At 57.1% G+C, this 17,757-nt stretch carries 18 protein-coding genes; 5 read left to right on the plus strand and 13 right to left on the minus strand.

Annotated features, from left to right (window positions below; all coding sequences use genetic code 11):
* Positions 1-8: 8 nt before the first annotated feature.
* From modC to M8010_RS04215, 5 genes are all read right to left on the minus strand, one after another.
* Positions 9-1,088, minus strand: coding sequence for a molybdenum ABC transporter ATP-binding protein (modC, locus tag M8010_RS04195; RefSeq protein WP_250089103.1), 1,080 nt, complete (start codon positions 1,086-1,088; stop codon positions 9-11).
* Complete coding sequence (gene modB, locus M8010_RS04200; protein WP_250089105.1) at positions 1,085-1,765, minus strand: molybdate ABC transporter permease subunit; 681 nt, start codon at positions 1,763-1,765, stop codon at positions 1,085-1,087. The genes modC and modB overlap by 4 nt, the downstream gene beginning before the upstream one ends.
* A 17-nt stretch (positions 1,766-1,782) precedes the next feature.
* Positions 1,783-2,541, minus strand: a complete 759-nt coding sequence (modA, locus tag M8010_RS04205; protein WP_250089107.1) for a molybdate ABC transporter substrate-binding protein — start codon at positions 2,539-2,541, stop codon at positions 1,783-1,785.
* A gap of 70 nt (positions 2,542-2,611) precedes the next feature.
* Positions 2,612-3,529, minus strand: coding sequence for an alpha/beta fold hydrolase (locus tag M8010_RS04210; RefSeq protein ID WP_250089112.1), 918 nt, complete (start codon positions 3,527-3,529; stop codon positions 2,612-2,614).
* A gap of 26 nt (positions 3,530-3,555) precedes the next feature.
* Positions 3,556-4,473, minus strand: a complete 918-nt coding sequence (locus tag M8010_RS04215) for a sterol desaturase family protein (RefSeq protein ID WP_250090114.1) — start codon at positions 4,471-4,473, stop codon at positions 3,556-3,558.
* A gap of 144 nt (positions 4,474-4,617) precedes the next feature.
* On the opposite strand from M8010_RS04215, the gene M8010_RS04220 reads away from it, so the two are divergent.
* On the plus strand, positions 4,618-5,631 hold the full coding sequence (locus M8010_RS04220; RefSeq protein WP_250089114.1) for a helix-turn-helix transcriptional regulator: 1,014 nt from the start codon (positions 4,618-4,620) through the stop codon (positions 5,629-5,631).
* Here M8010_RS04220 and M8010_RS04225 read toward each other — a convergent pair.
* The 5 genes from M8010_RS04225 to M8010_RS04245 form a co-directional block, all read right to left on the minus strand.
* Complete coding sequence (locus tag M8010_RS04225) at positions 5,621-6,358, minus strand: glutathione S-transferase family protein (RefSeq protein WP_250089116.1); 738 nt, start codon at positions 6,356-6,358, stop codon at positions 5,621-5,623. The two genes, M8010_RS04220 and M8010_RS04225, sit on opposite strands and share 11 nt — an antisense overlap.
* Before the next feature lie 127 nt (positions 6,359-6,485).
* Positions 6,486-7,343: a substrate-binding periplasmic protein gene (locus M8010_RS04230; protein WP_250089118.1), complete on the minus strand. Its 858-nt coding sequence runs from the start codon at positions 7,341-7,343 to the stop codon at positions 6,486-6,488.
* Positions 7,344-7,422: 79 nt separating this feature from the next.
* Positions 7,423-8,481 carry a quaternary amine ABC transporter ATP-binding protein gene (locus tag M8010_RS04235; protein ID WP_250089120.1) on the minus strand — a complete coding sequence of 353 codons (1,059 nt, stop codon included), beginning with the start codon at positions 8,479-8,481 and terminating at the stop codon, positions 7,423-7,425.
* Positions 8,482-8,492: 11 nt separating this feature from the next.
* Positions 8,493-9,527 carry an ABC transporter permease gene (locus tag M8010_RS04240; protein WP_250089123.1) on the minus strand — a complete coding sequence of 345 codons (1,035 nt, stop codon included), beginning with the start codon at positions 9,525-9,527 and terminating at the stop codon, positions 8,493-8,495.
* A gap of 107 nt (positions 9,528-9,634) precedes the next feature.
* A complete protein-coding gene (locus tag M8010_RS04245) occupies positions 9,635-10,603 on the minus strand; it encodes an ABC transporter substrate-binding protein (protein WP_250089125.1) in 969 nt (322 codons plus the stop codon).
* A gap of 299 nt (positions 10,604-10,902) precedes the next feature.
* On the opposite strand from M8010_RS04245, the gene M8010_RS04250 reads away from it, so the two are divergent.
* The 3 genes from M8010_RS04250 (at position 10,903) to M8010_RS04260 (ending at position 13,448) form a co-directional block, all read left to right on the plus strand.
* Positions 10,903-12,003, plus strand: a complete 1,101-nt coding sequence (locus M8010_RS04250; RefSeq protein ID WP_250089127.1) for a M14 family zinc carboxypeptidase — start codon at positions 10,903-10,905, stop codon at positions 12,001-12,003.
* Positions 12,004-12,005: 2 nt separating this feature from the next.
* Complete coding sequence (locus tag M8010_RS04255; protein ID WP_250089129.1) at positions 12,006-12,740, plus strand: alpha/beta fold hydrolase; 735 nt, start codon at positions 12,006-12,008, stop codon at positions 12,738-12,740.
* A gap of 90 nt (positions 12,741-12,830) precedes the next feature.
* Positions 12,831-13,448, plus strand: coding sequence for a glutathione S-transferase family protein (locus M8010_RS04260; RefSeq protein WP_250089131.1), 618 nt, complete (start codon positions 12,831-12,833; stop codon positions 13,446-13,448).
* On the opposite strand, the gene M8010_RS04265 is transcribed toward M8010_RS04260, so the two are convergent.
* The gene (locus tag M8010_RS04265) at positions 13,445-14,578 is read right to left on the minus strand and encodes a GGDEF domain-containing protein (RefSeq protein WP_250089134.1); all 1,134 of its coding nucleotides are present in this window, start codon (positions 14,576-14,578) and stop codon (positions 13,445-13,447) included. The genes M8010_RS04260 and M8010_RS04265 overlap by 4 nt on opposite strands.
* Positions 14,579-14,801: 223 nt before the next feature.
* Between M8010_RS04265 and M8010_RS04270 the strand changes: the two genes are divergently transcribed.
* Positions 14,802-15,416, plus strand: a complete 615-nt coding sequence (locus tag M8010_RS04270; protein ID WP_250089136.1) for a DUF4202 domain-containing protein — start codon at positions 14,802-14,804, stop codon at positions 15,414-15,416.
* 136 nt (positions 15,417-15,552) lie between these two features.
* On the opposite strand, the gene trpC is transcribed toward M8010_RS04270, so the two are convergent.
* Both trpC and trpD read right to left on the minus strand, forming a co-directional pair.
* The gene (trpC, locus tag M8010_RS04275; protein WP_250089137.1) at positions 15,553-16,374 is read right to left on the minus strand and encodes an indole-3-glycerol phosphate synthase TrpC; all 822 of its coding nucleotides are present in this window, start codon (positions 16,372-16,374) and stop codon (positions 15,553-15,555) included.
* A gap of 162 nt (positions 16,375-16,536) precedes the next feature.
* Positions 16,537-17,565, minus strand: coding sequence for an anthranilate phosphoribosyltransferase (gene trpD, locus M8010_RS04280; protein ID WP_250089141.1), 1,029 nt, complete (start codon positions 17,563-17,565; stop codon positions 16,537-16,539).
* Positions 17,566-17,757: the final 192 nt, after the last annotated feature.

Genomic DNA, 17,757 nt, shown 5'->3' on the forward strand with positions numbered 1-17,757 from the left:
CACCGGAATTACTCGACAATGGCCACGCTCTTGATCTGCAGGCAGACTTTCATGCCCGGGCTGAGGCCGAGCTGGTGAGCTGAACGACTGGTAATCCGTGACAGGAAGGAAGTCTCACCCACCTGCAGGCGCACGGTGGTCATGCCGGGGCGCTGCTCAGCTGCCATATCCATTACCCTGGCTGGAAGCAGGTTCTGGGTGCTCTGGTCATGGTTTGCTGCCAGGGCAATGCTCACATCTCTGGCCGGTATCTGCAGCCTCACCCGGTTTCCGGGTTCCGCCTGTCCGTCATCCCTTAGCCAAAGACTGCCACCGTCAAATTCAGCGCGGCAAAGATGCCACTGCGAGTCCCGCTCCCTGATCACGGCAGGAACGATCACCGCTGCATCTTCCTCCAGTGCGAAAGGCTGGTCAGGGCGGGCCAGGGTCTCTTGCAGTCCCCCTTCGGCGACTACCCGGCCCTGATCCATCATCACAATGTAATCGGCAAGCCTGGCCACCTCAGTCGCCGAATGGGAGACGTAGACGATAGGGATATCCAGGGTGTCCCGCAGGGTTTCCAGGTAAGGCAGTATGTCACGCTTGCTGGTCTGGTCCAGCGCCGACAGGGGTTCATCCATCAGCAACAGCCGGGGGCTGGTCAGCAAGGCCCGGGCAATCGCCACACGCTGTCGTTCACCCCCGGATAGCCGTTCTGGCCTGCGGTCCAGCAGATGAGAGAGCCCCAGCCAGTCGATAACCTGCTGTGGATGAATCCGTCGCTGTGCCGACGGCGTGCGGCGGTAGCCAAAATTCAGGTTGCCGCTGACCGACAAGTGGGGGAAAAGGCTGGTTTCCTGGAATACGTAGGCAAGGGGGCGTTTATGGACCGGCAGTCTGGAATTGTCGGCCTGCCAGACATCGCCATTAACGGACAGTTGGCCGTCACAGTCCTGCAGGCCCGCAATGCAGCGTAACAGCGTGGTTTTACCGCAGCCGGAATGGCCAAAAAGTGCGGTGACCCCATTACCTGGCAATGCCAGGTCCACGTCCAGTTGGAAACGCTCGAAACCGGTGCTCAAGCGGGCAAGGATTCCGGTGGCTTTCATGACTTCAGGTTCCCGTTATTCAGGCGTCCGTTGATCAGATAAAGCGTCAGTAAAACAATGAATGAAAACACCAGCATGCCTCCTGCCAGCAGGTGGGCCTTGCCGTACTGAAGTGTCTCTACATGGTCGTAGATGGCTACCGACAACACGCGGGTTTCGCCCGGTATATTGCCACCAATCATCAACACCACACCGAATTCACCCAGAGTATGGGCGAAGGTCAGCACCGCCGCAGTAAGGAACCCGGGCCGGGCCAGGGGAATGACTACGGAGAAAAATCGATCCAGGGGAGATGCCCGCAGTGTGGCGGCAACCTCCAGCATCCGTTCATTGACGGTGGCGAACACATTCTGCAGTGGCTGCACCGTGAAGGGCAGGGAGTAGATAACCGAGGCAACCACCAGCCCGGCAAATGTGAAAGGCAGGGTGCCGAGCCCCAGGGTGGTGGTCATCGTGCCTACAATGCCCTCCGGGCCCATCAGTAACAGCAGGTAAAAACCCAGTACGGTGGGCGGCAGTACTAGCGGCAATGCTACAACAGCAGCGACAGGTTGTCGGAGCCAGTGGTCACTGCGGGCAAGCCACCATGCAATGGGGGTTCCTATAACCATCAGCAGAGCGGTCGTAATGCCAGCGAGTTTGAGGGTCAGCCAGACGGTTTGCCATTCCGGGCTCATTGATACTCCATGATCTGTTAGGTCGGATCCGGGATATCGTAGCCGTATTGGCGAATAATATCCTGTGCCTGCTTACTGGCGAGGAAGTCCAGCCATGCCCTGGCTGCCTGGTTTTCACGGCCCCGCTCCAGCAGGATGATCTGTTGGGCAATGGGGTCGTGATAATGGTTGGGCACTTCCCAGCGAGTACCGCCATTATGGTCATCACGGAGCTGGGCCAGTGCCACGAATCCGGCTTTTGCATTGCCGGTGGCTACGAACTGAAAGGTCTGCGCTATGGATTCTCCCCTGACCAGTCTGCTTTTCAGGTTTGCCCAGAGACCGAGGTTTTCCAGGGTTTGCATGGCAGCCAGGCCGTAGGGTGCGGTTGCGGGGTTGGCAATGGCCAGGCTGCGAAAGTCCCCCGTTCGCAGAAATGCCTGCGGATCCGCGAACGCTTCCGGATCCGGGCTCCAGAGTACCAGCTTGCCCACTGCATAGGTGAAGCGGGTTCCCGGCACCCCATAGCCATTCCGTTCCACCAGTTGTGGACGTTCCTGGTCGGCAGCGAGGAACACATCAAACGGCGCACCATGACGAATCTGGGCGTAAAGCTTGCCTGTGGAGCCGTAACTGATGCGGGTGCTGTGGCCCGATGTCTCTGAAAATTGCGCAGCAAGGGTTTCAGCAGCATCGTGAAAATTGGTGGCAATGGCCAGTCGCACTTCCCCTGCCAACGCCATTGCACTCGCCATCAGGAAAGTCAGGGCCAGCAATGATCGAATGGTGGCCGTCATCAAGCGGTATGCTCCCGTGATTTAATGGTTGGACCCGATCATACCGTCCCTGAGCTGGTAACGTCATGCCTCAATTGTCGGAACGTGTCTGCCGGGGAATGCAGTGAAGTATGTGGTCCCGGACTTCGTCGGCATTGGTTTCGTTAACCAGCTCGTGACGGGCTCCGGGGAACAACCGTTCGGAGGCAACGTTCAGCCCCGCTGCTTTGAGGTTGGCCACGTGCCGGCTGAAACCCTGCCCCATTTCTCCTACCGGGTCGTGGTCGCCCGCAAGCAGGTGTACCGGCAGGTCTTTGCGCCAGGCTGTCGGGTTGATGTCCAGCATGCCGCCGATGAAGTCCGACCACAGCCCCAGGGTGCAGGAAAAGCCGCACAGTGGGTCTTTCAGGCAGCGATCTACCTGTTTCGGATCGCGGCTCAGCCAGTCATGGCTGGTCCGATTGGGTGCAAAGGTCTTGTTGAAGGCTCCGAACGTCATATTGTCGATCAAAGGGCTGCGATGCCGTTTCCCTCGCAGTGTCCTGATCATTCTTACCAGTGCCAGGGAGACCAGAAGCCTCGGCTTGTCGATGCGATTGGTGGCGCAGAGGATCAGATTGTCTATCTGATCACCGTACTGCTGGGTGAACGCCTGGGCAATAAATGAGCCCATGCTGTGCCCGAACAATGTCAGTGGCAGGTCGGGATAATGCTTGCGGGCATGGACAACCACCTGCTGCAGGTCGTCGACGACTTTCTGCCAGCCTCTGCTGTCGGCGAAATGCCCGAGTTCGGTATCAGGGCAGTGCGGCCCATGGCCCCGGTGCTGGATGGCCAGGACTGCCACTCCCTGCTGGTTGAGCCATTGGGCCAGAGGCTGGTAGCGTGCAGCATGTTCCGCCATGCCGTGGGCAATGACCATCACTGCTACGGGATTTTCAGGCAACCACGATAGCAACGGAATCCGATGGCGATCCGGACTGTTGATAAAACTTTCCTGCAGGTCCATGTCAGCTCAATCCGGGGTTTGCGCTATTATCCCACATCCCTTTGCCATTCCGGCGGTTTCCACAGGTGCTTAAGACGCAAAAACAGGCTACCTCCGGGCCGGGCCATGGCCCGGAACAGGTCGACATATTCGTGGGTCCACAACACCAGCAGGTTGTTGGAGTTCACCGGGCGGGTAATGCCGTATTCCGGGGGTGCCTGTTCATCCTCCGCCACAAATGTTCCGAACAGCCGGTCCCAGAGGATCAGCGTGCCACCGTAGTTGCGATCAATATAGCCTGGGTTGCGACCGTGGTGAACCCGGTGATGGCTGGGGGTGTTGAACACCAGTTCCACCCAGCGCGGCAGTTTGCCGACCAGGGTGGTGTGGACGAAAAACTGGTAAACCAGTGACAGGGCATAGGCAATGCCGATCCACACCGGATTGAAACCGATAAGCGCCAGAGGCAGGTAAAAGATCCACATGCCGTTGAAGATGTTGGTGGCGTTCTGGCGCATGGCGGTAGAGAAATTCATTCGCTCCGAGGAATGATGCACCACGTGCGCGGCCCAGAACCAGCGCATGCGATGGCTGGAGCGATGCATCCAGTAGAAGCAGAAGTCCACGCCCACAAAGGTCAGGAAACCCGTCGTCCAGTTCAATTCCAGGTCCAGAATCCGGTGGTGATAGAGAAAGGCGTAAACGGGAAAGGCGATCAGACCGGCGAATAACAGTTCTGTGATCTGATAACCAGCACCCAGGGCAAAGTTGCGGAGGGCTTCCGACACATCCATTCGTGCAGGGTCATGGCGAATCCGCAGGTATTCCCAGAGGGTGACGGCTATGAACACGGGTGTGGCCACCACAAAGATCAGTTGTCGTTCATCCAGTGCCAGCCAGGGGGCCAGGGTGTTCCAGAGTAGCAGCATCCCGCTGCCTTCCAGTACTGACACCATCATGTCCATCAAAGCAATGCTGTATCCGTATTCTGGTTGTTGGTATGGTTTAATTCTGCTCCAATCGCCTTCGTAAAAATTGACAATCCACGACACAAAATTGATCATCGACGCCAATGCGGTGGAGTCTGTCGACATGATGGAAAATGAACAGTGGCCAGGGTAATCCGGGTAACTGGTGCCTGGACCGGACTGCTTTCTGACTGGCTGGACCAGGAGGGGCTGGAGGCCGGCCCGTTGCGAATGGCACTGGCCCGGTGGGTATCAAAGGACAATGTGCCGGTGCCGGTGTGGCGCGATTTACTGTCGCAGGGGCTGGCATTGGTGCCCGACCGTATTGCGCCGGAGCTGGGGGTGGGCGCATGCGTGCTTCCCGGTCATGTCGGCGTTCTGGGTTACCTTGTGCTGGCCTCGGACACTCTGGGGGAAGCCATGCTGGCCTATCAGCGCTATGAAACCCTGTTCTACGGCGCCAGCCTTGCAGAGATAGAAATAGTCGGTGATCAGGCCGAGATGCGGTGGCCACCGTCTGACAACGAATTGGGCCAGCAGGCAGATGGCGCAGCCATTGCGGCGCTGGTGACGTTCATGCGTCGTCAGATTGACCAGCCACCTCCACCTTCCACCGTGAGTTTCCTTGAAAGCGTTGATGGCGATACTGCCAGGGCTTACGAATCGTTCTTTGATTGCCCGGTGACCTGGAATGACAGTCACGTGCGGGTGCGGTTTCCGCTGCATTACCTGAGTTTGCCCATGCCCCGGCGTGACTCCACCTTGCGGGAGTTGTTGGACCGGCAGGCGAGGGCGCTGGTGCGGGCACTACCGGAAGACTCCGGGGGTAGCTCCAACACGGACCGCCAGTTACAGCAGGTGCTACTCAAGCTGCTTTCCGACGGCGAGCCCACCCTGGCGAGAGCAGCGAGTGCCATGCACATGGCGCCGCGCACCCTGCAGCGGCGACTGGCCCGCCACCAGCTGAGCTGGCAACAGTGGCTGGATCGTAGCCGCGAGCAACTGGCCCGGCAGTATCTGGCGGACCCGTCACTGACACTGACGGACATTTCGCTATTGCTGGGCTTCTCAGAGCAGAGCGCCTTTACCCGTGCTTATCGCCGCTGGACCGGCAATTCTCCCGGCAAGGAGCGCCGGCACCAGCTCAGCGATTAGCCGCGTAGACCGTCTCCAAAGGCTGGATTTGTGGTTGCCACTGATCCAGCCAGATCCTGATATCTTTGGGGATTTTTGCCGGTTTGGGCCAGGGCACCGGATATTGTTCCGGCTGAAACATGGGTGCGAACAGAGCGGCGGCTGCGAGATCAGCGCGGGAGAAACTGTCACCCACGAGGTAAGGTCTCTCCCGGTAAGCGCCGGCCAGTTCAGTCAGGTAGAGCTCCATGGTTTTTCGCGACTGTTCCGCCGTCTTCTCATTGATTTTCATCCACTTGCGCATGATCTCATCCACCCGGCTGAAAGCCAGTTTCAGCAGAATCCGGTTGTAGAAGGGTGTGCCCGCCGCCAACATGGGAACCACCACTTTCGGGCGCTGCAGGAAATGGTGGTAGGAGTAACAGCGCACCGCAGGACCTGCTTCATCATCCAGCCGCTGCTCCCAGGCCAGTGCTTCCTCGCGGGCCGGCGGGCTGGCTGGTGTCAACGGGTTCTCGGGGAAGGTCTCATCCAGATAGTCGATGATTTCCTTTGATCCCTGAACCCGCTGGCCGTCATGGTCAAGCACCGGCACTGACGAATCCTTGCCGGTGAGTTTGCGGATGGTTTTGACGTGCTGGCCAGGCAGCAGGCTGGTGGCCTCGTAGCTCAGGCCCTTGTAATCCAGCGCCCAGCGAACCTTTTCGCAGTAATGTGATATCGCAAACTGGTAGAGTTTGATGGCCATGGTGCAATGTTCTCCAGTGCATTAAATGGCCTAAGCGTAATGCTTTGAGGCAGGAAATGGTATTCGCTGTGTATTAAAATCGGCAGTCGCGGAGAGTTACTGCTGGTCTCGAAGGACGGTCGGGTGATCACCGCGTTTCAGTCCTCAGACTGAGCCCGTAGGTTTCAAGAATTTCCTGGAGCCGGCCGTTGTCGATCCGTTGTCGTGTCCCTTCTGAGAGCAGCCGTGCCAACTCCTTTGCGTCTTTGCGGGCCGGAGAAAACGCCACAAAGACGTCGGTGTCGTCAATCAGCCCCGCTGCGCGGGGCGGGTTTACAGACTTCCCGGCGCTCATCGCCCACCAGGCCATGACATACTCGTCTTCAACGAAAATGTCTGTGCGATCCTGCTCCAGCAGTTCTATGGCCCTGTCCAGGGGAGAGGGGCCAGAAATGATCCAGACTCTTTCCCGGTCGCCCCGGTTCTGTTCAATGTAACGATCCAGTTCCCGAGTATAGGAGTATCCGTTAATTACCAGCAGCTGCTGATCCTCCAGTGATTCAAGGCCACTGTAAGTCCAGTTATTGTCGGGGTGAGTGAAAAGCGCAATGGACGAGTGGCCCTGGGGGGTGTCGGGAAAAACGAAATCCGGTGCATCGGTCCTGAAAGCGCCGACAACAGCATCCAGTCGGCCTTCGCGGGTCATCTGCAGGGCTCGTGCCCAGCTGAGGTTGATGTACTTTACGGTGAAGCCGGACTCGACAAGGATTTCCCGGGCGATATCCACCATGTACCCCTCATGATCGGCACCCGCTTCACAGTTGTGCGGGCACCAGGGATCTGCTGCGATCACGATGGTGCCAGGCTGGCTCTGGTTGTCGATAATGCTCGCGGTAGGCTGTGTTTCGGTGTCGGTTTCCGCAACCGCGGCAGCTGTTTCACTGTCAGGCGGAGAGCAGCCAGAAACAAGGAGCATGACCAGCACAATGCAGACAAGTCGAGGCATGATGGTTGTCCGGGGCGCCGCAGAGTAGCGGCATCACCCTAATCATAGCGCCGGGATCATAATTTTGTCATCTGACGTGTCAGTAACGGCTCCTGGCATCACCCTCGGCAGCCTCCAGCGGTACCAGCGCCTTTACGAGCTCCTCCATCTTGAGTATACCGACCTGGTTCCCTTTTCTGACCACACGATAGGTAAGATTGGTATCGCCGTTGGAGCGGGCTATGACCGATTCCAGGTTATCGCGTTCGGAAATATCGCCAGCGCACTCTTCCGGTGCTTCTTTGGTTTTTTCCATGATGGACCGTACCCGCAGCACGCGGGCCCGATTGATGTCACTGATAAAGTCCGTTATGTAGGAGTCGTTGGGGTTCATCAGGATTTCCTGGGGCTCACCCTGCTGGACAATGTGGCCGTCCTTGAGGATGACCAGGTGGTCCGCCAGTTTCAGCGACTCGTCCAGATCGTGTGTGATGAACACGACGGTTTTCTGCAACTCTTCCTGCAGCTCCAGCAAAAGGTCCTGCATGTCGGACCGAATCAACGGGTCCAGTGCCGAAAAGGCCTCGTCCATCAGCATGATGGGTGAGTTCGATGCCAGCGCGCGGGCAATTCCCACGCGCTGTTGCATGCCTCCGGAGAGCTGATGGGGGTACTGGTATTCATTGCCCTCCAGTCCAACCCTGGCGAGCCACTTCTTCGCCTCGCCTTCAAACTCCTGCACCGAGAACCCCCGAACCAGCAGCGCCATGCCAGCATTTTCCAATACTGTCTTGTGCGGGAGCAGGGCAAACTTCTGGAATACCATCGACATCTGTTCCCGGCGCAGCTTCCTCAGTTTGTCTTCGTCGTAGGCAAGCACATTTTCTCCGTCCACCTCTACTTCTCCGGCAGTAGGTTCAATCAACCGGTTGAGATGACGAATAAGTGTTGATTTTCCGGAGCCGGACAGCCCCATGATGACCGTGATCTCGCCTTCGTGTATGTCCACATTGATATCCTGGAGCCCAAGCACATGATTGTGCTTTTCCAGTAGCTCAGCTTTCCCCATGCCTCTGCGCACGTACGCAAGCGCAACGTCGGGGACAGGGCCAAAAATCTTGTAGAGGTTCCGGATGGAAATTTTGATATTCCGTTCCACGGCTCGCTCCCTTATTGGTTCTGTGAGGCGTTGATGCGCGCCAGTGAGGCCTTGGTCACCCGGTCAAGGATCACCGCCAGAATCACGATGCCGAGCCCGGCCACCAGGCCGACACCAAGCTCCAGATTCCGGATGCCCTGAAGTACCAGAACCCCGAGGCCGGGCGCCGAGACGAGGGAGGCGATAACGACCATGGCGAGACTCATCATGATGGTCTGATTCACACCCGCCATGATGTTGGGCAGTGCCAGTGGAATCTGGACCTTGAATAATTTCTGATGGCTGGTCATACCGAAAGCGTCAGCGGCCTCAATCACGTCTTTATCCACCAAACGAATGCCCAGGTTGGTGAGGCGGATAACCGGTACGATGGCGTAAAGAATGATGGCGATGCCATACAGCTTGGATTCGGTCACGCTGAACAGGAAAATCAGCGGAATCAGATACACGAAAGGCGGCAATGTCTGCAGCATGTCCAGCACCGGAACGGTCAGGCGTTGCATCATATTGCTTCGGGACATGGCTATTCCGATGGGGACGCCAAAAAGCACGCACAGGAAGGCGCACACGAAGATTATCGCAAGTGTCTCCATGGCATAACGGTAGTAGTCGATAAAGGCCAGGAGGCACAGGCTTGCTGCAACAAAAGCAACCAGTTTCCAGGACTTGGTCACAAAGAAAACCACGGCAAGCAATAAGGGTATGACGATCCACCAGGGTGTATTCAGCATCCCATAGAGTGTGCCGTCCAGAGCCCAACTCAGAGGCTGGGTCAAAGGATCCAGAACAATGCTCATGCTGTCCTTTACGGCCAGAAAGCCCTCTTCAAGACCCTTTGTGAGATCCCGGGATTGCGGAAAAGCAGCGCAGGATTCGTTGAGCGCGTCCATGGAAGGGAAAGGAGTGTCCCAGAGCGACTCAGGTTCGCCGGTTGTTCCCTTGGTTTTTTGCAGCAGCGCGGCCATCGACATGGGCGCGTCACTTTGGCCTGCCGCACACCAGTCTTCCAGTCCCAGTGATGAAAATATGAAATCGTAGGTAGCCATGGGCGGTTGGTTCCCGTCGCATTCAAGTGTGTAGGGCTCGTTTCGGGTTCTCCGTTAGAGGAGCTGGCAGGGCCGGGAGGGCCGGCCCTGCCGGGGCAGGCGGGAGATTACTCTCCAACTGCCGCAGCGAGGCGTTCCCTGGCTGAATCGTTCAGCCAGCTTGACCACACATCGCTGTTGTTGCTCAGGAAATACACCGCCGCTTCTTCAGCGGAGGCATTGTTCGAATCCATCCAGGCCAGGAGTGCGCTCATGGTGGAGGTCTTGAACGTCAGCTTGCTGAGCATTTCCGTCACTTCCGGCTCACGATCCCTGAAGTCGGTGGTCACCGAAGTGAGGATTGTCGCTGCCGGGAACTCCGACACACCCGGATTGTCGACATCCTGGGTCTGGTTACGGGTATGGACGTCGGGCTTGTACTCGCCCAGTTCAACACGGGTCATATCGTATTTACCCAGTGGCACGGTTGGTCCCCAGTAATAGCCGAACCAGGGCTCTTCCGACTGAACCGCTGACGCCATGGAGGATGCCAGGGTTTCTCCGGAGCCGTGGTTGAACACTTCGATGCCAGAGCTTTCCAGATCGAGCGCTCTGATCAGGTTGTCACTGACTACTCGGCAACCCCAGCCGCTCGGGCAGTTGTTGAAGCGGCTGTCAACCAGCTCCGGATTTTCCATGACGCCTTCAATGGTGGTCAGTTCCGGGTGTTCCTCGGCCAGGTAGGTGGGAATCCACCAACCTTCAACACCACCCGGGTCCAGTACTTCGGCGACGCGCTCGATCTTGCCCTGTTCTTCCAGTTCCAGATAGGCCTCACCGGCCGAGTTGAGCCAGAGCTCGGTGACAATATCCGGTTCACCATTCTCCGCGACGGAGGTAACGGCAGGAACAGTATCAGAAGGAACGATTGTGACGTCACAACCATAGCCCTGTTCCATGAGGAACTTGGCGGTAGCTGTGACAACGGCGTTTGACGCCCAGCCCATTTCGGTGATTGAAACTTCACCACAGTCGGCCTGGGCAAGCGCGGGAGCAGACATCGCGCAAAGCAGCGCGACAGGCGTTAGCTTACGCATGATTGGTTCTCCTTTTTGGGTGTAAAAATGCGCGGACGAAAATCCGCAGGAGCGGTCCGAAAGACCCCCCGAGAAGTGAAAACGCTTTGTTGAGAATGTGCGTTTAAAGGACAGGACAAATGCTATGACCTCGGTTACTACGTATAGATAAGGGTAACGCTCTGAGCGTGAGTTACAAGCCATTAATGTAAAATTACAATTGACAGGTTGATAGCGACGCCCGAATTTCCGGCTGCTTTGTCAACGAAATGAAGCAATTCTGCAGTAGTTTGAAGGGTTGTCCGAGACTGGAGAGCCCCATGACCGAATTACGTGAACTGACCCCTCATGCCGCCGTTTCGACAGAGCAGGCCCGCCGGGATAGCCGACAGCGGCAGCTGCTGAGAACCTTCCTGCCGGAGATGGTTCGCCTGGAGCGTACGTTGGCGGAAGCGCCCGGGCTGGTATCTGTGAAGACGCTTGCGAGGGTTGCCCTGAAGCAGGTCGATTTGCCGATTTACCGGGTTGACCTGGGTAGTGATTCCGCTGACGCGCCGGTGGTTTTGCTGGTGGGAGGTGTGCACGGGCTTGAGCGTATCGGCAGCGAAGTGGTGATGGCCTGGCTACGCAACCTGCTCGCTCGGATGTCCTGGGACAATAATCTTCAGGCGCTCCTGAAAAGGGTGCGAGTTACCCTGTTGCCAATACTTAACCCCGGCGGGATGTACCTCAACCAGCGCAGCAATCCCAACGGCGTCGACCTGATGCGCAACGCGCCAATCACGGCTCAGGATCGCAGTGCCTTTCTGCTGGGCGGGCAAAGGTTTTCCCCACGCCTGCCATGGTTCATCGGGGATCCTGAACAGGGCATGGAGGTGGAAAACGAAGCGCTGGAGGCGGTGATCTCCGAATTGTTGCCAGGCCGGCCTTTCAGCGTGGCACTGGACTGTCACTCGGGCTTTGGCTGGCAGGACCAGATCTGGTTTCCCTATGCGTATCGTCGTCGCCCGATGCGAAGGATTGCGTCGGTGATGGCCCTGAAGTTGATCTGGGAGCAAGCATGGCCTGAGCATACTTATCGCTTCGAGCCCCAGTCCCGTCACTATTTGACCCACGGTGATCTGTGGGATTATTTCTACAAACAGATAAATCGCAGTGGTGAGGGGGCGTTTATTCCCCTTACACTGGAGCTGGGCTCCTGGCGCTGGATCAGAAAACGCCCGCGACAGCTGTTACGTCTGGACGGTTTTTTCAACCCGCTGGCGCCTCACCGGCATCGAAGGGTATTGCGGAGCCATCTCACCTTTATCGATTTTCTGGTAAGCGCCGCAGCGAACCATGAAAACTGGTTGCCGCAGGAGAAAGACGAGTCCATGCTTAGAGAAGCCGCTATTGCCCACTGGTACGGGGACCATCACTGACAATGCACTGGATTCTGTTGCGTGGACTCACCCGGGAGCAGTCACACTGGGGCGGGTTTCCACGTCTGCTTACCGATGCTTTTCCGGGGCAGCAATTTCATCTGGTGGACCTTCCTGGTACTGGCGTGCATTTCAACGATTCCTGCCCGGATAGCATTCCCGCAATTCGCGAGAAAGTTCGCCAAAGTATCGAACATATCCCGGGACCCTACAGTTTGATGGCGCTTTCCATGGGTGGGATGGTGGCACTGGACTGGGCCCAGCATGCGATCGAGGGAGAAATCCAGAACCTGGTACTGATCAATACCAGCTCCGGCTTCAGCCCACCCTGGCGCAGGATGAGGCCGGGCGCCTGGCCCCGTATCGCGCGATTGTTGGCAAGGCGTGAACTGTTCGATCGCGAAGCCGATATTCTGCGGCTGAGCTGCAACCACCCGGTGAGCCTGGAAACCATGAAGCACTGGTACAGTATTCAGCGTCAGCGCCCGGTCAGTTTCCAGACTGCCTGGGCGCAGCTGAAAGCCGCCGCTGCCTTCAAACCGCAACCAGATCGGCCCCTGCCGGATGCCCTGTTGCTGGCAAGCAGGGGAGACCGCATTGTCCACTTGAAATGCAGTGAAGCGCTCGAACAGCGCTGGCAGTGGACCCTGAAAGTGCATCCCACTGCCGGCCATGATCTGCCCCTCGATGACCCGGAATGGATTATCCGCCAACTGCAATACTGGCTGCCCCGATGATTGCAGTTGCTTGACGCAACTGTTCTTCCGCGTCAGTCTTCGATACGATTTGAAGCTGTTTATCCACAATGATGTATGGAGCCAATAACAATGAAAGTTCTTGAGACCAAAACCGCCCCGAATCCGCGCCGGGTACGCATGTTCATGTCGGAGAAGGGGCTGCTGGACAAGGCCGAGTTTGTTCAAATCGACCTACTGAAAGGCGAGAACCTGACGCCGGAATACGCCGCCAAAAACCCCATGAAGAAAGTACCGGTGTTGGAGCTGGATGACGGCACCTGTATCTCCGAAACCATGGCCATCTGCCGCTATTTCGAGGAAAGCTACCCGGATACGCCTACCCTGCTGGGTGATACGCCATTGGAAAAAGCGCTTGTGGAGCAGTGGCTGCGCTGGATCGAGTTCTCTCTCTCCATGCCCACCGGTATGTGTTTCCAGCACACCAGCGGTTATTTCAAGGACCGTATGAATCCCATCAAGGAGTGGGGTGAGGAGTGCCGTACCATGGTGGAGAAGTTCATGCACTTCCTTAACAAACAGCTGGATGGCAAGGAATATATTTGTTGCGACCGCTTCACCGCAGCCGACATCAATGCGTTCACTTCCGTTGCTTTCGGACGGGTGGTGGACATCCGCATCAAGCCTGAACAGACCAATCTCCAGGCCTGGTACGATCGCATCAAGCAGCGCCCGTCGGCACAGGTCTAAGCACTGACAAAAGGCTCTGGCTCACTGGGTCTGGCGACCTCGACCCGGTTTCGCCCTTTATGCTTGGCCCGGTAAAGGGCTTCATCGGCGCGACCGATCACCGCGTCAATGACATCACCTTTGCGGAAACTGGCGACACCCAGGCTGATGGTCTGATGAATTCGGTTGTTGCCTGCCGGGATATGGGAATCCGCCATGGATGCCCTGAGCTTCTCTGCAACTGCCATGGCTCCCTGATCGTCGGTGTCCGGGAGCAAGATCAGCATTTCCTCTCCACCCCATCGACAGAGTGCGTCTTGCCGTCTGAGTGCGCCTTTTAGCCTTCTTGCAGTCTCCTGGAGCACCAGGTCTCCGGCATCATGCCCAAAGGTGTCGTTCACCTTTTTAAACAGGTCAAGGTCACCGAGCACAAGGCTGAACGGTTTGCCGGTGCGTTGCGCATGTTGCAGTTCGTGATTCAGCAGCGGCGATATCGCCCGCCGATTCAACAACCCGGTCAACTCATCTGTTCCTGCCATTTCCGCGATTTTCTGACGGGCCCGGAATTCACTGGTGAGAACCCTGCGGAAGGCTTCCATGACGATCATGCCGATGACCATCATCATCAGGGGATCAAAAAAGAGCGGCAGTACGTCCCCGAAAGAGATGTTGAGAGCGGTGGCTGCACCCGTGAAAAGCACCAGCAGAGGCAGGAATAGCAACGCCCATTCCCGGATGCCCCGCACGGCCAATACTGAAACACCGAAGAAGCTGATCACCAGGCCATTGCTGATCTGGTACAGCCCTGCAGACTTGTTTTGCAGGTATAACAGCAGCATGGACAGGATCATCGCCATCACCGACAGCCCCATTAATCGCAAAAAATATCGGTTGGGCCAGCGAGAATTGCCAGTGTAGTGAGTTATCAGAGTCATCGATGCGGTCAGGATTACCGGTAACCGTAGCAGAAACTCGATGCCAACCAGGTCAGAGCTGTGACTGTTACGCAGAGGATGGGAAAACTGGTAGATCAACACAGTTACCAGCAGCAACCAGGCAGCCACCACGGCAACCTTACCTTCCAGTGCCCGCAGATGAGCTTCGTAGGCAGGTTGCCACTTTTCTGGTATCGCTGACCCTGAAAATTGCATGCTGGAACGGCTCGTTGGATTTTTGATAGCTGTCTTAATAATTTTTTAGTAAATATTTGCATAAAGCAATGAAGTAAAGTGCGTACCTACAAGGGGTAGGTTGAACGTGCAATGGAACTGTCATCGGAGGTAGAGGAGGATGGTTCTTGCGCGCTAGACTAATAAGGTTATCTTCATCGGTTTCAGGTGGTTTTTCATTTCAGGAACAGGCTATTGGCCCATTATGAGACAGTCCCGGCAATTACAATGTGCTCTGGAGGCCATTGATCAGGCTAACCTGGCAGACCCCAACCAGGAGCAGTTAGGTAACGACCTTCTCCCGAAAGAGTACGCCTATAGCCTGCATATGACGCGTTGGCTGCATGAGCTTGAGGATGACCCTTCAGAACGAATGCAGATCGCCTGCCGCGCCCAGCACATTGAGCGCTGGACGATGCCCCGCAGCGATTTCCCGGAAGGGCGCAAGGCTTATTATGAATGGCGCCAGGCCTGTGGACGGATGCATGGCAGGAAGGCTGCGGAAATTATGGTCGGGTGTGGTTATCCGCAATCAGAATGCGAGCGGGTGGAAACCATCCTGACTAAGCGTGAGCTACGCAAAGATGAAGATACTCAGTTACTGGAAGACGTGGCCTGCATGGTGTTTCTGGAGCGTTACTTCGCGGAATTTTACGAACAGAAGGCGGATTACGACCGCGAAAAATGGCTGCGCATCGTGCGCCGTACCTGGGGCAAGATGTCTCCGCGGGGGCATGCGGCAGCGCTGAAACTGGCTGAGGGCATGCCGGCGCATCTGCTGGCGTTGCTGCAGGAGGCTTTGGCTGAACCTGAGGGTTGACTCGGCTGGTGCACAGGCCGGCGAATGGGTCGGGCCAAAATACGCTGTAAATACGTCCCTGTACGCTCGGCTCCGCCATCCATGGCTCCGCACGATTTTGGCCCGACCCACCCGCCGGCCTGTATAAGCTTTGGAGTTAGCCCTCCGGAAAGAACAGCTCTTGCAGTTTCCTGCCAGGCTCTTCTGCGCGCATAAACGACTCACCCACCAGAAAGCCGTATATGCCGCGGCTGGTCATGGCTTCTACATCACCTCTGGCCATGATGCCGCTTTCGGTAATGGTCAGGCGGTCGGCAAAGATGCGTTCATGCAGATCGAATGTAGTGTCTAGCGAGACCTCAAATGTATGCAGGTTTCGGTTGTTGATGCCCACCAGTGGTGTTTTCAGAGTAAGAGCGTCGTCCAGCTCTTCACCGTCGTGAACCTCCACCAACACGTCCAGCCCGATTTCATGGGCGATGCCTTCCAACTCCTGCATCTGATCTCTGGTCAGGCAGGCGGCGATCAACAGAATGCAATCCGCCGCGATGGCTCGGCTCTCGAATACCTGATAGGGCGCCACCATGAAGTCCTTGCGGATAACCGGCAGGCTGCAGGCATTGCGAGCGGATTTCAGGTAGTCCTCGTGGCCCTGGAAGAAGTCCTTGTCGGTGAGTACTGACAGGCAGGCGGCACCGCCTTTTTCGTAGCTCTCGGCGATGGCTTCGGGCACAAATGGATCCCGAAGGACGCCTTTGCTGGGGGAGGCCTTCTTGATTTCGGCAATGACCGCGGGCGTCCGCTGTTCGATACGGGTGCGTAGCGCGTTAGCAAAGCCTCGTGCTGGCGGTTGGTCACCGGCTATGGCTTTCAGGTCGTCTATTGAAACCGCGCGCTTGCGCTCATCGATTTCCTCCCATTTCCTGTCGACAATTTTCCGTAGAATGGTGGGAGTCTTGTCCAAATGTCTGTCAGTCATATCAGGCCCGTAAAATGTATGCGAGAGCCGGTGGGGAGGCCTTTCCAAAACTGTCGTCAGCCATGGATGGCTGACGTCAAGCCCTACATGGACGTACTTGCGGGCGTGTTTTGGAAAGGCCTCCCCACCGGTTCGTCCGGCTGCAAAGTCAGCAGGCCGGGATTAAAAACACTGTGAAAAGTCAGCCAGCTCGGACATCTTTCCGGCAGCCAGGCCAGAACCCATGGCGTCCAGCGCCATTTCCACGCCTTCTTTGGGCGTCTTCGCCAGTCCTGCCACGTAGATAGCTGCACCGGCATTCAGTGCGATCAGGTCGCGGGCTTTTTCGGCCATTTCATCGTGTCCCCGTCCGAAAGCGGAACGGATCAGTTTCAGTGAGTCCTCGGCGGTGTCCACGGTCAGACCGACCAGTGACTGGCTCTTGATGCCGAGGTCTTCGGGAGTGATGTCGTATTCGGTGACGTCGCCGTTTTTCAGTTCTGCCACATGAGTGGCGCTGGCCAGGCTGATTTCATCCAGGCCGTCTTTCGAGTGCACAACCATGATGTGCTCGGCGCCGAGGCGGTGCAGAACTTCGGCCATAGGGCGGCACAGCTCTTTGGTGAACACGCCGATCAGCTGGCGCTTGACGCTTGCCGGATTGGTCATGGGGCCGAGGATATTGAAAATGGTCCGGCATCCCAGTTCCTTGCGCGGGCCGATGGCGTGTTTCATGGCGCCGTGGTGGGCCGGGGCAAACATGAAGCCGACGCCAATCTGTTCCACGCAGCGGGCAACTTCCTCCGGCGCCATCTGCAGGTTGATGCCCAGGTTTTCAAGCAGATCGGCGCTGCCGCTTTTGGAAGACACCGCACGGTTGCCGTGCTTGGCGACAAAACCGCCGGCAGCCGCTACAACAAAAGAGGCGGCGGTAGATACATTGAACAGGTTGGCGCCGTCACCGCCGGTACCAACGATGTCCACCAGCGGCTCGGCGTTGACCGTTACGCCAGTGGCCAGTTCCCGCATGACTTCCGTTGCACCGGTAATTTCGTCAATAGTCTCACTTTTCAGGCGCAGCCCCATCAGAAAGGCCCCGATCTGCGCATCGGTGGCTTCGCCTTTCATCACGATGCGCATAACGTCCTTCATTTCCTCCGTGGACAGGTCCAGGTTGGAGGCAATGCGGTTCAGTGCTTCTTTCATGTCCATTAACGGGCCCCTTCGGTAAATCTGCCTTTGTATTCTGGGTTTTGGTCTAGCTTAGCAAGTTTCTGTTTGGTGTAGGGCCTTTTGCTGTGATAGCCCGCTAAATTGGATGCGCTGTCGATGGCTGGGGTGGCCACTGCCCAAAAACGCCTCAAGACATCCCTGTGCGGCTCGAGCTCCGCCATCCATGGCTCC

Source organism: Marinobacter sp. ATCH36 (genome assembly GCF_023555055.1).
Classification (GTDB): domain Bacteria; phylum Pseudomonadota; class Gammaproteobacteria; order Pseudomonadales; family Oleiphilaceae; genus Marinobacter.

Coding starts and splice junctions, on each gene's coding strand:
- modC (WP_250089103.1), bottom strand. CDS start 1,088: ATGAAAGCCACCGGAATCCTTGCCCGCTTGAGCACCGGTTTCGAGCGT.
- modB (WP_250089105.1), bottom strand. CDS start 1,765: ATGAGCCCGGAATGGCAAACCGTCTGGCTGACCCTCAAACTCGCTGGC.
- modA (WP_250089107.1), bottom strand. CDS start 2,541: ATGACGGCCACCATTCGATCATTGCTGGCCCTGACTTTCCTGATGGCG.
- M8010_RS04210 (WP_250089112.1), bottom strand. CDS start 3,529: ATGGACCTGCAGGAAAGTTTTATCAACAGTCCGGATCGCCATCGGATT.
- M8010_RS04215 (WP_250090114.1), bottom strand. CDS start 4,473: ATGGACATGATGGTGTCAGTACTGGAAGGCAGCGGGATGCTGCTACTC.
- M8010_RS04225 (WP_250089116.1), bottom strand. CDS start 6,358: ATGGCCATCAAACTCTACCAGTTTGCGATATCACATTACTGCGAAAAG.
- M8010_RS04230 (WP_250089118.1), bottom strand. CDS start 7,343: ATGCCTCGACTTGTCTGCATTGTGCTGGTCATGCTCCTTGTTTCTGGC.
- M8010_RS04240 (WP_250089123.1), bottom strand. CDS start 9,527: ATGGCTACCTACGATTTCATATTTTCATCACTGGGACTGGAAGACTGG.
- M8010_RS04245 (WP_250089125.1), bottom strand. CDS start 10,603: ATGCGTAAGCTAACGCCTGTCGCGCTGCTTTGCGCGATGTCTGCTCCC.
- M8010_RS04250 (WP_250089127.1), top strand. CDS start 10,903: ATGACCGAATTACGTGAACTGACCCCTCATGCCGCCGTTTCGACAGAG.
- M8010_RS04255 (WP_250089129.1), top strand. CDS start 12,006: ATGCACTGGATTCTGTTGCGTGGACTCACCCGGGAGCAGTCACACTGG.
- M8010_RS04260 (WP_250089131.1), top strand. CDS start 12,831: ATGAAAGTTCTTGAGACCAAAACCGCCCCGAATCCGCGCCGGGTACGC.
- M8010_RS04265 (WP_250089134.1), bottom strand. CDS start 14,578: ATGCAATTTTCAGGGTCAGCGATACCAGAAAAGTGGCAACCTGCCTAC.
- M8010_RS04270 (WP_250089136.1), top strand. CDS start 14,802: ATGAGACAGTCCCGGCAATTACAATGTGCTCTGGAGGCCATTGATCAG.
- trpC (WP_250089137.1), bottom strand. CDS start 16,374: ATGACTGACAGACATTTGGACAAGACTCCCACCATTCTACGGAAAATT.
- trpD (WP_250089141.1), bottom strand. CDS start 17,565: ATGGACATGAAAGAAGCACTGAACCGCATTGCCTCCAACCTGGACCTG.